Raw genomic sequence first — 13,307 nt, 5'->3', positions numbered from 1 at the left:
GGCGATTAGCAAAGGTAGAGATGACGTCCAATCTCCCCCCTAGTGGGGGAGATGTCCGGCAGGACAGAGGGGGGCGCCGTGGAGCGCCGACCTTCGGTCGACCCACTGATCTCAAACCAGAGGGTCGTGCGATGCGAGGGCGCACTCCATGACCTCCCGCTACCCCGCCATTTCAACCGACATCACCAGCCTCTTCGCCGCCCGCGACACCCATCCGGTCGAGGTAGCTGTGTTGCAGCCGGCCGATCCGTTCCTCGACATGGCCGGCGAGGACTTGCGCCGCCGCATCTTCCTCACCGAAAGCGAGACCGGCCAGACGATGTGCCTGCGGCCGGAATTCACGATCCCGGTCTGCCTCGACCATATCCGCTCCCAGGCCGGAACGCCGCGCCGTTATTCCTATCTGGGCGAAGTGTTTCGCCAGCGCCGCGAAGGCGGCAACGAGTTCTTCCAAGCCGGCATCGAAGATCTCGGCGACCGCGACACAGCTGCAGCCGATGCCCGCTCCGTGGCCGACGCGCACGCGCTGCTCACGCTGGTGCTGCCCGGCCAATCCCTCACGGTCACGCTGGGTGACCAGGGCATTTTCGAGGCGGTGCTCGCCGCCCTCGGGCTGCCGCGCGGCTGGCGCATGCGCTTGGCCCGCGCCTTCGGTTCGGCGCCGATGCTGCAGGCAGCCCTTGCCGATCTTGCCAATCCGCCGCGCAACGGCCAGCTTTCCGGCCCGGTCGCGGCACTTGTCCTCGACGGTGATCTCGAAGCCCTTTCGGCGCACATTGCCGGTGGCATGGAGGAAGCCGGGCTCTCGGCATCGGCCGGCCGTTCGCCGTCCGACATTGCCCGGCGATTGATCGAAAAGGCCGAATTGCGCAGCGTGCGGCTGTCGAACGAAGCCTTCGCGGCGCTGAAGGGCTTTCTGGCGATCGACGTGCCGCTCGATGGGGCTGCGCAGGCGCTGGACACCTTCGCCGACGGCGCCGGGCTTTCGCTGGGCGCAGCGCTTGAAAAGTTTGCCGCCCGCGCCAGGGCGATCGAGGCGCATGGTTTGCCTGCGGGAAAAATCCGCTACGACGCCGCCTTCGGCCGTCCGCTGGACTACTACACCGGTGTCGTCTTCGAGATTGCCGCGCACGATGGCGAGCGTCCCCTGGCCGGTGGCGGCCGTTACGACCGGCTGCTGACGCTGCTCGGCGCCAGGACCGCGATCCCCGGTGTCGGCTTTTCCGTCTGGCTCGACCGCATCGAAGCGTTGCGGGAGACGGCACGATGATCACGCTGGCGATCCCGTCGAAGGGCCGGCTGAAAGAGCAGGCGCTGGAGGTGCTGGCCAAGGCTGGCCTTGCCATCAGCCTGCCCGGCGACGAACGCAAATATCACGCCCGCGTCGAGGGCCTGGACAATGTCGAGGTCGCCTTCCTGTCGGCTTCCGAGATAGCGGGCGAGATCGGCCAGGGCGCGGTCGATCTCGGCATCACCGGCGAGGACCTTGTGCGGGAAAATCTCGGCGATTGGGAGGTCCGCGCCGAGATCGTGGCCCGCCTCGGCTTCGGCCATGCCGATGTCGTGGTGGCGGTGCCCGAAATCTGGCTCGATGTCGACACCATGGCCGACCTCGACGACGTCGCCGCCGATTTCCGCCAGCGCCATGGCCGACGCCTGAGGATCGCCACCAAATACTGGCGGCTGACGCAGCAATTTTTCTCGCAGAAACACGGCATCCAGGTCTATCGCATCGTCGAGAGCCTCGGCGCCACTGAAGGCACGCCGGCCGCCGGGCTTGCCGATGTCGTCGTCGACATCACCACCACAGGCTCGACGCTGCGTGCCAATCATCTCAAGGTGTTGAGCGACGGCGTGGTCTTGAAGTCGCAAGCCTGCCTGGTCGCATCAAAGAAAGCTCGTTCCACAGGCGATGAAGCCATCTTGCGCGACATCGTCACGAAGATGAGCGCTCTCCCTCCCTCTTGAGGGGAGGGTGGACAGCCGCCGAAGGCGGATGGACGGGTGGGGTCCTTGCGGCAGTGCTCGACGTGAGACAGCCCCACCCGCCTCAAAGGGGGAGGGAATACCCAGTTTCCACTGTCCCGGTAGGCTGATAGGCTCGGCGCTGTGCTGGAGGAGACAGCGATGCCGGTCAATCTCGACGAACTGAAGAACGCCACCAATCTCCGCGGACGCGGTGCGCGCGCCGGCAGCGTCTTTATCGCACCCGTCGACGGCAAGGCGCATGTCTCGGGCGAGCGCAAGGTACCGCTGCTCGACAAGACCATTCCAGCGCTTTTCTCCGATACCGTCAGCAAATATGGCACGCTCGATGCCGCCGTCTTTATCGGCCAGGACAAGCGCTTCACCTGGAGCGAACTGTCGGACACGGTGGATGCGCTGGCCGCCGGCTTCCTGGCGCTGGGCCTGGAAAAGGGCGATCGTGTCGGCATCTGGTCGCCCAACCGCTGGGAATGGCTGGTGACGCAATTCGCCACCGCCCGCATCGGCCTGATCCTGGTCAACATCAACCCGGCCTACCGCCTGATCGAGCTCGAATATGCGCTCAACAAGGTCGGCTGCAAGGCGCTCGTCACCGCCGCCAGCTTCAAGACGTCGGACTATCTCGGCATGATCGAGACGCTGGCGCCGGAGATCGCAACGGCCACGCCTGGCAAACTCGAGGCAACGAAACTACCGTCACTGAAGATCGTCATCCGCATGGGCGAGGACAATTCGCCAGGCATGTTCAATTTCGGCGACGTGCTGGCCATGGCCGGGCGCGATGAGCACGACAGCCTCGACCGCATCTCCGAGGGGCTGAAGCCGAACGAGGCGATCAACATCCAGTTCACCTCAGGCACGACGGGCGCACCCAAGGGCGCGACGCTCACCCATTCGAACATCGTCAACAATGGCAACTTCGTCACCTCGGCGATCAAGCTCAGCGTCGATGACCGGCTCTGCATCCCGGTGCCGCTCTATCATTGCTTCGGCATGTCGATGGGCACGATGGGCTGTGTCTCCAAGGGCGCGACCATGGTTTTCCCGAGCGAGGGCTTCGATCCCGGCCTGACGCTGAATGCCATTTCGCAGGAGCGCTGCACCGGCCTCTATGGCGTGCCGACCATGTTCGTCGGCATGCTCGACCACGCGGATTTCGACACATTCGATCTTACCAGCCTGCGCACCGGCATCATGGCCGGTTCGCCATGTCCGATCGAAGTGATGAAGAAGGTGGTGTCGCTGATGCATATGTCGGAGGTGACCATCGCCTATGGCATGACCGAGACCAGCCCGGTCTCGTTCCAGAGCGGCGTGGACGATCCCCTGGAAAAGCGTGTCTCCACCGTCGGGCGCGTCCACCCCCATGTCGAGGTCAAGGCGGTCGATGCCGACGGCGCCACCGTTGCGGTCGGCGCGCCGGGTGAACTGTGCACGCGCGGCTATTCGGTGATGAAGGGCTATTGGGACGACGAGGCAAAGACCCGCGAGGCGATCGATAGCGACGGCTGGATGCACACCGGCGACCTCGCAACAATAGACGCGGAGGGCTATTGCAACATCGTCGGCCGGGTCAAGGACATGGTCATACGCGGCGGCGAGAACGTCTATCCGCGCGAGGTCGAGGAATTCCTCTACCGCCATCCCAAGGTGCGGGAAGTGCAGGTGTTCGGCATTCCCGACGCCAAATATGGCGAGGAGCTATGTGCCTGGATCGTGTTGAAACCTGGCCAGATCGCCACCGACCAGGAGATCAAGGCCTTCTGCGCCGGCCAGATCGCCCACTATAAGGTGCCACGCCACATCCGCTTCCGCACCGAATTGCCGATGACGGTGACCGGCAAGCCGCAAAAATTCCTGATGCGCCAGGCGATGGTAGAGGAACTGGGGCTGGTGACGCAGAAGACGGCCTGAGGTGCAATCTTCAGATGATCCCTACCTAGTCAGAAAACTTCACGCTCACTCCGCGCTGCCGAAAATAAGCCTGCATCAACTTGCGGCCCGAGCGGTTGTTCTGCACCAACCTGGTCGGATCGAAGACTGCCTGCTTTATGCCCTCTCGTGTCAGCGCTGCCTTGAGCGTCGCGATATGTGCGTCGATGTCGGCATTGTCCGCTCGCAGTGAAGCATAGATATTCTCGGTCGCATCGGCCACGGTCAATTCGTTCACGGTGTCGTCCTTTGATCGGTTGGGCCGCTGCCTAGCACAGATCCGCGGCTTAGCCGATACCGATGAGGCCATCAGTCCACAGCGTCCCGGTGGTCGGCGCAATCCATCGATGAGGCACAAAGCCGCCCCGCCGTTGTCGCCTCACGAAGGTCGTCTTTGGTCGTGCCTTAACCGAAGGCCGCCTTCTACCGCCGTCCGCCCTTCATCTCCGACGGCCGTGGCGCTGTCCCAGGCTCCTGCACCAGCGGCCCGAGCAGCACTTCTCCGAACAATGGCTGGTAGCTCCTGCGCACCGCCGGGTCTTCCTTGAAGGACAGCGCGTACTGGCCGATCTGGTGGAAGTAGGTGATGCGGGCCCTGACCAGGCTTTCGTCCGGGGGATAGCCCATGGCGCGGAAGGAACGGATCAGGAGCTCGATGCGCAGGTTGTCCATGTCCTTGACTTCCTGCGTCAGCTTCTTCGACGTTCGCGACCAGTCGCGCACCGCCAGATCCAGCAATGGGCTGAACGGCGCTTCATCCACCCAGACATGCACGATGTCGGTGAAGAACTGCAGGCCATCGATGTCGTGCATGTCGCGCATGGCCCAGAAGGGCGCGCAATTGATATCGCGCCACTCCTGCAGCAGGCCGTCGCGAAGATCGGCCAGACTGGCGAAGTGGAAGTAGAAGGAGCCGCGCGTCACCTTGAACTGGTGCGCAAGGCGATCAATCTTGACCTCTGCGATGCCGCGCTTCTCCAACACCTTGCGCGCTGCAGCGATCCACGCCTCGCGGCTGAGCGTCTGCCGCGCCACCTTCTGACCCGGGGCGGCCTTGGACGGTTTCTTGCCTTTTGCCGGGGCGCTGTCCGCTTTCATGTGGTCAAGACCTTCATCGCCATGCGCGACGCCTCCAACCGTTCGCCGGCTTCGATGCGCTCCGCGATTCTCCAGGAGTCCATCTATCGCGGAAGGCCAGAGCAATTCCAGGAAAAGTGTGTAACGGTTTTCCGTCCGGAATTGCACGGAAACAAGGCTCTTAGCTTAGGGTAGTGTGCTGATCCGCTCCAGCAGGAGTTCGAAGAACGGCGCCGGATCGATGCGCCGCAGGACGTTGCAGTTTTTGCGCCGGCCGGTCACGTGCCACCAGTCGACCACGGTCATGCCGATCGTCTCCGGCGAAACGATGTCGACAGTCACCGCGCACTGGCGCTGCTCATAGATCTGTGGCGCCAGCAGATAGCCGGTGACGCAGGCATCGTGGATGGGGCGCGCCGGCGTTTCGAATTTGTGCGTGCCATACTGGCGGTAGAAGTCCGCGAGGTTCGCGGCCTCGATCGCGGCGCGGCTGCCGGTTGCGCGCAGGCGCTCCAGCCATTCAGGCGTCATCAGCGCGGTGTAGGTGCAGTCTATGCCCGCCATGGTCACGGGCGCGCCGCTGTCGAACACCTTGTGCGCCGCATGCGGGTCGACGAAGATGTTGAACTCGGCCGCAGGGGTGGCGTTACCGCCCTGGAAGAAGCCGCCGCCCATCAGCACGACTTCGCGCAGGCGGGGCACGATCCTCGGCTCCATGGTCATGGCCATGGCGAGGTTGGTCATCGGTCCGAGCGTGCAGACGGTCAGCTCGCCCTCCGGCGCGTCCATGATCGTGCGCACCATGTAGTTGACGGCGTGTTCGCTCTTGAGCGGCGTCACCGGTTCGGGCAGGTCTGCACCGTCGAGGCCGGTTTCGCCATGCACATATTCGGCCGTGATCAGCTTGCGCACCATCGGCGCCGGGCATCCGGCATAGACCGGCACATCCGCCCGCCCGGCAAGCTCGACCACCTTCAGCGCGTTCTTCGACGTCAGGGCAAGCGGCACGTTGCCGCCGACCGTGGTGACGCCGACCACCTCGAGCTCGGACGGGGATCCCAGCGCGAAGAGGATCGCGAACGCGTCGTCCTGGCCCGGATCGGTGTCGATGATGATCTTGCGTGGTGCCATGATGCCGCGTCCTTCCTTTTGCGATCGAAAGCCTATTGATGAGGCCGCTCGGATGTGTAGAAATACAGTACTGTATCTTATGTTCAAGACAGGGTGTTCCAAAATGGATGCACAAGAGCGCGGCGATTTTTCCGAAATTCCAATCCTCGACGTCTCCGCGCTCTATGGCGACGACGAGGGCGCGATCCGGGCCACGGCGGCGACGCTGCGCCGCTATCTCGAGACGATCGGCTTCCTCTATGTCACCGGCCACCCCATTCCGCGCGCCGACGTCGAAGCCGTCCGCGAAGCCAGCAAGCGCTTCTTTGCCTTGCCCGAGGACGAAAAGGCGAAGCTGAAGATCGACAAGAATTTCCGCGGCTACCTGCCCTTTGCCGGCTCGACCATCGTGACCTCGTCGGTGGCGACCGTCAGCAAGCCCAATCAGAGCGAGTCGATCTTCTTCATGCACGAGGTCGGCGCCGAAGACCCCAGGGCCCTGGCCGAAAAGCCGCTGCAAGGCCCCAACCAGTGGCCGGAGGAGGCCGCCGTTGCGGGCTTCAGGCAGACGATCGAGCGCTATGTCGATGAGATGGGCACGCTTGCCCGCAAGATGGTCCGCGCCATCGCGCTCTCGCTCGGGCTGCCCTCCGACAGCCTCGACCGCTATTTCGAGCAGCCGACGACCTTCCTGCGGCTGCTGCATTATCCGACGCAGCCCCAGGAAGAAGGGCTCTTCGGTTCGGCGCCGCACACCGACTACGGCTTCATCACCTTGCTTGCGCAGGACGATGTCGGCGGCCTCGAGGTCAAGAACAAGGCCGGCGACTGGGTTCCAGCACCTCCGGTCCCGGATTCGTTCGTCATGAATGTCGGCGACATTCTGGCGCGCTGGTCGAACGACCAGTTCGTCTCGACGCCGCACCGCGTCATCAACCGCTCGGGACGCGAGCGCTATTCGCAGCCCTTCTTCTTTGACCCATCCATGGACGAGACGATCGAGGCGCTGCCGGTCTGCGTGCCGGCCGGCACGCAGCCGAAATACGAGCCGGTGCTCTACGGTGACTACCTGATGGAGCGCATCGACAAGAATTACCATTACCGCAAGAAGAAGGCGGCGGAAGTGGCCAACGCGTAGGCGAATGCCGAGCCCGGGCCGGTTCCGAACGGAGACCGGCCCGGACTTTGCGTGGTTTTGCCTGATGAAGACTGCAAACAAGCAAAAGAAAGGGGAACAGCAATGAATGCATATCTGCGAATGACCGGCCTTGCGCTGGCGATCTCCGCGACCGTCTGGGGTGGGGTTTCCCGGGCCGCCGAGGTACCGAAATCCACAGACGTCAAGCAGAGCGGAACGCTCGCCGTCGCCAACACGCTGGACTTCGCGCCCTTCGAATATCTCGATGCCGACGGCAAGCAGACCGGCATCATCATCGAACTGGCCGGCGAGGTGGCCAAGCTCGTCGATGCCAAGCTCGACGTGCAGCGCACGCCGTTTCCTTCCATGATACCCGGGCTTGCCGCCGGCCGCTTCAAGATCGCCTGGGAGACGTTCTCGGCCACGCCCGAGCGGTTGAAGCAGGTCGATTTCGTCATGTTCCTGAAGGCTGGGCTGGCTGTCTCGACGTCGCCCGAGAAGAAGGCGAGCTTCAGCGGCGACACTCCGCTCTGCGGCAAGCGCATCGGCGTCTCGGCCGGCAGCGCCTCGGATTTCCTCGTCGACAAGCTTGGCAAGGAGTGCACCGACAAGGGCCGGCCGGCCATCGAGAAGTCCGTCTTCAACTCCTCGACCGACATCGTCCAGGCCGTACTGTCCGATCGCGTCGACGCTCGTATGGACGATGCGACCGCGTCGAGCTATTTCGAGGTGACCAGCAAGGGGCAACTGGTGGTGCTGCCGACGCTTTACGAGGTTGCGCCCCTCGGCATGGCGATCGCCAAGGACGACAAGGAGACCGCCGACATGATGGTGGCAGCACTTGCCGAGCTGTTCAAGAACGGCACCTACAAGGCTATCCTCAAGAAGTACGGCATGGGCGCCTACGCTATCAAGGAACCTTACTTCGTCGGGTCCATGGACGCGCTCCGCGCCGAATGAAATTACCCGGCGCCTGATCCTTGATCAGGCGCCGGCCAGCAACCAGGAGACTGTTGATGGGCGTGGCCCACCAGACCGAGATCGGCGTCGAGCCGGGCGCTGCCGCTGCCGTGTCGCGATTGACCGTCGTGCCGCAGCGCCGCTACGGCATCTGGGTCGGCACGGCGTTCGCCCTGCTGCTGGCCTTCCTGATCATCCGCGCCTTCGCCAGCAATCCCGCCTTCGCCTGGGACACGGCGGCCGGCTACCTGTTCCATCCCTCGATCATGCGCGGTCTCGGCAACACGCTGATGCTGACCGTCATCATCATGGTGCTGGGCATCGTGGTCGGCACCGTCATCGCCATCATGCGGGTGTCGCCTAGTCCGGTGCTGCGTGGCTTCGCGGGCGTCTATGTCTGGTTCTTCCGGGGTGTCCCGGCCCTGATCCAGCTGATCTTCTGGTTCAATCTGTCGCTGCTGGTGCGCGAGATTTCGCTCAGCCTGCCTTTCCTGGGCACGCTTTTCTCCGTGCGCACCAATGATTTCATGACGCCGTTCCTTTCCGCCGTCGTCGCGCTTTCGCTTTGCGAGGCCGGCTACATGGCCGAGATCATCCGTGCCGGCATCAAATCGGTGCCATCCGGCCAGTCGGAGGCCGCGAGCGCGCTCGGCATGCCTTACCGCATGATCCTGAAGCGCATCACGCTGCCCCAGGCGATGCGCTTCGTGCTGCCGCCGACCGGCAATGAGGCGATCAATCTCCTGAAGATGACCTCGCTGGTGACGTTCATCGCCGTCGACGATCTGTTCTACACCGCGCAAAGCATCTATGCGCGCACCTTCGAGACGATCCCGCTGCTGATCGTGGTCGCCTTCTGGTATCTCGCGGTGGTCAGCATCATGTCGGTGGGACAGCATTTCCTGGAGCGCCATTTCGGCCGCAGCGACACCCGACGAGATCCCCTGACGATGCGTGCCCTGCGCAACGCCATCAGCCTGCGCGGCGTTGCCCGATGAGTGATGTGAAGTCCGAAAATCGTGCCCGCTTCGGCGTGCCGGCCAACTCCATGGTGTTCGCGCGCGGCGTGCGCAAGTCCTATGGCCCGCTCGAGGTCCTCAAGGGCGTCGACCTCGATGTCTCCGAGGGATCGGTGGCCTGCATCATCGGGCCGTCGGGATCCGGCAAGAGCACGTTCCTGCGCTGCATCAACCATCTGGAGAAGCTCAGCGCCGGCATTCTTTTGGTGGACAGCCAGTTCGTTGGCTACGACCTCCAGGGCGACAGGCTCTATGAGGTCAAGGACGATCTCCTGTGCCAGCGCCGTGCCGAGATCGGCATGCTGTTCCAGTCGTTCAACCTGTTCTCGCACATGACGGTGATGGAGAACCTGATCGAGGCGCCGACGCAGGTGCGGCGCATTCCCGCCGATCAGGCCAAGGCCGAAGCGGAGGTCCTGCTGCGGCGCGTCGGCCTTGCCGACAAGATCGACCGCTACCCGCGCGAGCTTTCCGGCGGCCAGCAGCAGCGCGTGGCGATCGCCCGCGCCATGGCCATGAAGCCGAAGGTGCTGCTCTTCGACGAGCCGACATCGGCGCTCGATCCGGAACTGGTCGGCGAGGTGCTGCAGGTGATGCGTGATCTCGCCGAAAGCGGCATGACGATGGTCGTTGTCACCCACGAGATCGGCTTCGCCCGCGAGATCGGCGATCAGCTCGTCTTCATGGACGGTGGTGTGATCGTCGAACGTGGCGCGCCGCGCGAGATGATCGCCAACCCGCGATCGCCGCGCACCCGCGAGTTCCTGTCCCGGGTTTTGTGAGGGCCGATCCGACCGCTCCTCAGGCTGCAAGCACCGCCGCGCCGAGGCTTCGGATGATCTTGGCGAGTTCCAAGCATTCGCCGTGGCGGGCATTGTTGCGCCGCCAGGCAAGGCAGATCATCCGTTGCGGCATCGGCTCCTGGAACGGCACGATCTTGAGGTCGGGGATGGCGCCGGCCGGTCCAGCCGCCATTTCGGGAATGAGCGTGACGCCGAGCCCGTGCGCCACCATCTGCAGGAGCGTGGTCAGGCTGGTGGCGCCGTAGCTTGCCATCGCCACCGGCCGCACATTGCCGCAGACCGCCAGCGCCTGTTCGCGTAGGCAATGCCCTTCCTCCAGCAGCATCAGCCTTTCCAGTGCCGGGCTTTCGGGCGGAACCGGTGGCGACGCAAAGGCCGGATCGCCTGACGGCACGGCGAGAAAGAACCGGTCGGAGAACAGCGCCTCTGTGATCAGGCCCGGGTGATCGAGAGGAAGTGCCGCGATGAAGGCATCGAGCTTTCGCGAGGCGATGTCCTCGACCAGGGAGGTGGTGACCGCCTCGCGCAGTTCGAGCAGCAAGGCCGGGAAATGCTTCTTCAGTTCGGGAAGTGCGCGCGGCAGAAGATAGGGCGCGACGGTTGGGATGATGCCCAGCCGGAAGCGCCCCTCCATGGCCGTGCGGCCGTGCCGCGCTGTCGTCTCGACGTCACGTATGTCGGCCAGGATGCGCTCGATGCGCGGCAAGAGCGCAATCGCTTCGTCGGTCATGCGGACCGACCTGCCGCCGCGTTCGAACAGCCGGCAGTTCAGGCGCTGCTCCATTTCCGCGATCTGCGAGGAGAGCGCCGGCTGGCTGACGCCGGCGAGTTTCGCCGCGCGTCCGAAATGCAGCGTCTGCGCCAACGCGTCGAAATAATGCATCTGCCGGACGGTCAAGCCTATCATAAGAAAATCCTATTGAAATGAACAGGAAAGGCAATTTGTTTTTATCGCGAATGCGGCCTAGTCTGGAATCATTCCAGAATGGTGTGCCTCGGCCGCCTGGGAAACCTCGGCAAAAATTGGAGAATAAGATGGACGCGAAAACCGACGACAACAGCGCTGGCAAATGCCCAGTGGCGCATGGATCCGCCGGCAGGACCAACCGTGACTGGTGGCCGAACCAACTCGATCTTGCCGTTCTTCATCAGCAGTCCAACCTGTCGGATCCGATGGGTGAGGACTTCGACTATGCAAAGGAATTCAAGAGCCTCGATCTCGATGCGGTGATCAAGGATCTCCGCCACGTCATGACGGATTCGCAGGATTGGTGGCCGGCCGACTTTGGCCATTACGGCCCTTTGTTCATCCGCATGGCCTGGCACAGCGCAGGCACCTATCGCATCGGTGACGGCCGTGGTGGCGCCGGAGCTGGCCAGCAGCGTTTCGCGCCGCTCAACAGCTGGCCGGACAACGCCAATCTCGACAAGGCCCGCCGCCTGCTGTGGCCGGTCAAACAGAAATATGGCCGCAAGATCTCCTGGGCTGACCTGTTGATCCTCACCGGCAATGTCGCGCTGGAATCGATGGGCTTCAAGACTTTCGGTTTTGCCGGTGGGCGCGCCGACGTGTGGGAGCCCGAACAGGATGTGGACTGGGGTTCGGAGACCAAGTGGCTCGGTGACGAGCGTTACTCCGGCGACCGCGAGCTTCAGGGCCATCTCGGTGCCGTCCAGATGGGCCTGATCTACGTCAATCCGGAAGGCCCGAACGGCAAGCCCGATCCGCTGGCCGCGGCGCGCGACATCAGGGAAACCTTCGCCCGCATGGCGATGAACGACGAGGAAACCGTAGCGCTGATCGCCGGTGGCCATACCTTCGGCAAGACCCATGGTGCCGGCGACGCCTCGCTGGTGGGAGCAGAGCCGGAAGGCGCCGGCATCGAGGCGCAGGGCCTCGGCTGGTCGAGCAAGTATGCCACCGGCATTGCCGGCGACGCCATCACTTCGGGTCTCGAGGTCACCTGGACCACGACGCCGACCAAATGGAGCAACAGCTTTTTCGACAACCTCTTCAACTACGAATGGGAACTGACGAAGAGCCCGGCCGGTGCCCATCAGTGGACGCCGAAGGGCGGCGCCGGCGCCGGCACGGTGCCGGATGCGCATAATCCCTCCAAGCGTCATGCGCCGGCGATGCTGACCACCGACCTCGCGCTGCGCCTCGACCCGGCCTATGAGAAGATCTCGCGGCGTTTCCACGAGCATCCGGACCAGTTCGCCGATGCCTTCGCCCGCGCCTGGTTCAAGCTGACCCATCGCGACATGGGTCCGGTCGCGCGCTATCTCGGCCCGTTGGTGCCGAAGGAAGAACTGATCTGGCAGGATCCGATTCCGGCGATCGATCATGAACTGGTCGGCGAGCAGGACATTGCGTCGCTGAAGGCGAAGATCCTCGCATCGGGTCTGTCGGTTTCCGAGTTGGTCTCGACCGCCTGGGCCTCGGCCTCCACGTTCCGCAATTCCGACAAGCGCGGCGGCGCCAACGGCGCCCGCATCCGCCTGGCGCCGCAGAAGGACTGGGACGTCAACCAGCCGGCTGAACTGGCGAAGGTGCTTGCCAAGCTCGAGGGCATCCAGAAGGAGTTCAACGCCGGCGGCAAGAAGGTCTCGCTCGCCGACCTGATCGTGCTTGGCGGCGTCGCCGCGGTCGAAAAAGCCGCCAAGGACGGCGGCCATGAGGTGAAGGTGCCGTTCACGCCCGGCCGCATGGACGCCTCGCAGGAGCAGACGGACGTGCACTCCTTCGCCGCGCTCGAGCCGAAGGTCGATGGCTTCCGCAACTATGTCAGGGGCAAGCAGCCCATGTCGATTGAAGCGATGCTGGTTGACCGGGCACAGTTGCTGGCGCTGACGGCGCCGGAATTGACGGTGCTCGTCGGCGGTCTGCGGGTGCTCGGCGCCAACACGGGCAAGTCGAAGCACGGCGTGTTCACCGACAGGCCGGGCACGCTGACCAACGACTTCTTCGTCAATCTGCTCAGCATGAACACGGTCTGGGATCCGGCTGCCGGCTCCGTCCCAGGCTCGGAAGAAGTGTATGAGGGTCGTGACCGCAAGACCAAGGCGGTCAAATGGACCGGCACCCGTGCCGACCTGATCTTCGGTTCGCATGCGCAACTGCGTGCGCTGGCAGAGGTCTATGGATCAGCGGACGCCGCGCAGAAATTCGTCCGGGATTTCGTCGCGGCATGGACCAAGGTGATGAACGCCGACCGCTTCGACATCGCGCGCTGATCCAGGCAGATATTCACGCAACAAAAAGGCGCGGGCCACGGTCCG

General features: G+C 63.8%; 12 protein-coding genes. 8 read left to right on the top strand and 4 right to left on the bottom strand.

The features are described 5' to 3' along the window. Positions 1–148: 148 nt before the first annotated feature. The 3 genes from FJ958_RS25045 to FJ958_RS25035 all read left to right on the top strand — a co-directional run bounded on the left by FJ958_RS25045 (position 149) and on the right by FJ958_RS25035 (position 3,900). On the top strand, positions 149–1,270 hold the full coding sequence (locus tag FJ958_RS25045) for an ATP phosphoribosyltransferase regulatory subunit (RefSeq protein ID WP_140746602.1): 1,122 nt from the start codon (positions 149–151) through the stop codon (positions 1,268–1,270). Continuing rightward, complete coding sequence (gene hisG / locus FJ958_RS25040; RefSeq protein WP_140746599.1) at positions 1,267–1,968, top strand: ATP phosphoribosyltransferase; 702 nt, start codon at positions 1,267–1,269, stop codon at positions 1,966–1,968. The genes FJ958_RS25045 and hisG overlap by 4 nt, the downstream gene beginning before the upstream one ends. 159 nt (positions 1,969–2,127) lie before the next feature. Further along, a complete protein-coding gene (locus FJ958_RS25035; RefSeq protein WP_140746596.1) occupies positions 2,128–3,900 on the top strand; it encodes an AMP-binding protein in 1,773 nt (590 codons plus the stop codon). 25 nt (positions 3,901–3,925) lie between these two features. On the opposite strand, the gene FJ958_RS25030 is transcribed toward FJ958_RS25035, so the two are convergent. The 3 genes from FJ958_RS25030 to FJ958_RS25020 all read right to left on the bottom strand — a co-directional run bounded on the left by FJ958_RS25030 (position 3,926) and on the right by FJ958_RS25020 (position 6,126). Next, complete coding sequence (locus FJ958_RS25030) at positions 3,926–4,156, bottom strand: hypothetical protein (protein ID WP_140746595.1); 231 nt, start codon at positions 4,154–4,156, stop codon at positions 3,926–3,928. A 185-nt stretch (positions 4,157–4,341) separates the two neighbouring features. Then, positions 4,342–5,016 (bottom strand): TetR/AcrR family transcriptional regulator, encoded by a 675-nt coding sequence (locus FJ958_RS25025; RefSeq protein ID WP_140746592.1) that lies wholly within the window; start codon positions 5,014–5,016, stop codon positions 4,342–4,344. Between the two features lie 165 nt (positions 5,017–5,181). After that, complete coding sequence (locus FJ958_RS25020; RefSeq protein ID WP_140746589.1) at positions 5,182–6,126, bottom strand: nucleoside hydrolase; 945 nt, start codon at positions 6,124–6,126, stop codon at positions 5,182–5,184. Positions 6,127–6,229: 103 nt separating this feature from the next. Between FJ958_RS25020 and FJ958_RS25015 the strand changes: the two genes are divergently transcribed. From FJ958_RS25015 to FJ958_RS25000, 4 genes are all read left to right on the top strand, one after another. Continuing rightward, the gene (locus FJ958_RS25015) at positions 6,230–7,243 is read left to right on the top strand and encodes a 2OG-Fe(II) oxygenase family protein (RefSeq protein ID WP_140746586.1); all 1,014 of its coding nucleotides are present in this window, start codon (positions 6,230–6,232) and stop codon (positions 7,241–7,243) included. 102 nt (positions 7,244–7,345) lie between these two features. Then, complete coding sequence (locus tag FJ958_RS25010) at positions 7,346–8,203, top strand: ABC transporter substrate-binding protein (RefSeq protein ID WP_140746583.1); 858 nt, start codon at positions 7,346–7,348, stop codon at positions 8,201–8,203. A gap of 56 nt (positions 8,204–8,259) precedes the next feature. Then, positions 8,260–9,201 (top strand): amino acid ABC transporter permease, encoded by a 942-nt coding sequence (locus tag FJ958_RS25005; RefSeq protein ID WP_140746580.1) that lies wholly within the window; start codon positions 8,260–8,262, stop codon positions 9,199–9,201. Next, positions 9,198–10,004, top strand: a complete 807-nt coding sequence (locus FJ958_RS25000; protein WP_140746577.1) for an amino acid ABC transporter ATP-binding protein — start codon at positions 9,198–9,200, stop codon at positions 10,002–10,004. Before FJ958_RS25005 ends, FJ958_RS25000 begins: the two co-directional genes overlap by 4 nt. A 19-nt stretch (positions 10,005–10,023) precedes the next feature. On the opposite strand, the gene FJ958_RS24995 is transcribed toward FJ958_RS25000, so the two are convergent. Beyond that, complete coding sequence (locus tag FJ958_RS24995) at positions 10,024–10,932, bottom strand: hydrogen peroxide-inducible genes activator (RefSeq protein WP_140746574.1); 909 nt, start codon at positions 10,930–10,932, stop codon at positions 10,024–10,026. A 128-nt stretch (positions 10,933–11,060) separates the two neighbouring features. Between FJ958_RS24995 and katG the strand changes: the two genes are divergently transcribed. Beyond that, on the top strand, positions 11,061–13,262 hold the full coding sequence (gene katG, locus FJ958_RS24990; protein ID WP_140746571.1) for a catalase/peroxidase HPI: 2,202 nt from the start codon (positions 11,061–11,063) through the stop codon (positions 13,260–13,262). The last annotated feature ends 45 nt before the right edge of the window (positions 13,263–13,307 follow it).

The organism is Mesorhizobium sp. B2-3-5 (assembly GCF_006442395.1).
GTDB lineage: Bacteria > Pseudomonadota > Alphaproteobacteria > Rhizobiales > Rhizobiaceae > Mesorhizobium.
The sequence above is the reverse complement of the archived record's forward strand: the minus strand, read 5'-3'. Positions and strand labels throughout refer to the sequence as shown.

What these genes read in the sequence shown, in the direction of transcription:
- FJ958_RS24995 (WP_140746574.1), bottom strand. Translation starts at nt 10,932, where the DNA reads ATGATAGGCTTGACCGTCCGGCAGATGCATTATTTCGACGCGTTGGCG.
- katG (WP_140746571.1), top strand. Translation starts at nt 11,061, where the DNA reads ATGGACGCGAAAACCGACGACAACAGCGCTGGCAAATGCCCAGTGGCG.
- FJ958_RS25010 (WP_140746583.1), top strand. Translation starts at nt 7,346, where the DNA reads ATGAATGCATATCTGCGAATGACCGGCCTTGCGCTGGCGATCTCCGCG.
- FJ958_RS25025 (WP_140746592.1), bottom strand. Translation starts at nt 5,016, where the DNA reads ATGAAAGCGGACAGCGCCCCGGCAAAAGGCAAGAAACCGTCCAAGGCC.
- FJ958_RS25045 (WP_140746602.1), top strand. Translation starts at nt 149, where the DNA reads ATGACCTCCCGCTACCCCGCCATTTCAACCGACATCACCAGCCTCTTC.
- FJ958_RS25015 (WP_140746586.1), top strand. Translation starts at nt 6,230, where the DNA reads ATGGATGCACAAGAGCGCGGCGATTTTTCCGAAATTCCAATCCTCGAC.
- FJ958_RS25035 (WP_140746596.1), top strand. Translation starts at nt 2,128, where the DNA reads ATGCCGGTCAATCTCGACGAACTGAAGAACGCCACCAATCTCCGCGGA.
- FJ958_RS25005 (WP_140746580.1), top strand. Translation starts at nt 8,260, where the DNA reads ATGGGCGTGGCCCACCAGACCGAGATCGGCGTCGAGCCGGGCGCTGCC.
- hisG (WP_140746599.1), top strand. Translation starts at nt 1,267, where the DNA reads ATGATCACGCTGGCGATCCCGTCGAAGGGCCGGCTGAAAGAGCAGGCG.
- FJ958_RS25000 (WP_140746577.1), top strand. Translation starts at nt 9,198, where the DNA reads ATGAGTGATGTGAAGTCCGAAAATCGTGCCCGCTTCGGCGTGCCGGCC.
- FJ958_RS25020 (WP_140746589.1), bottom strand. Translation starts at nt 6,126, where the DNA reads ATGGCACCACGCAAGATCATCATCGACACCGATCCGGGCCAGGACGAC.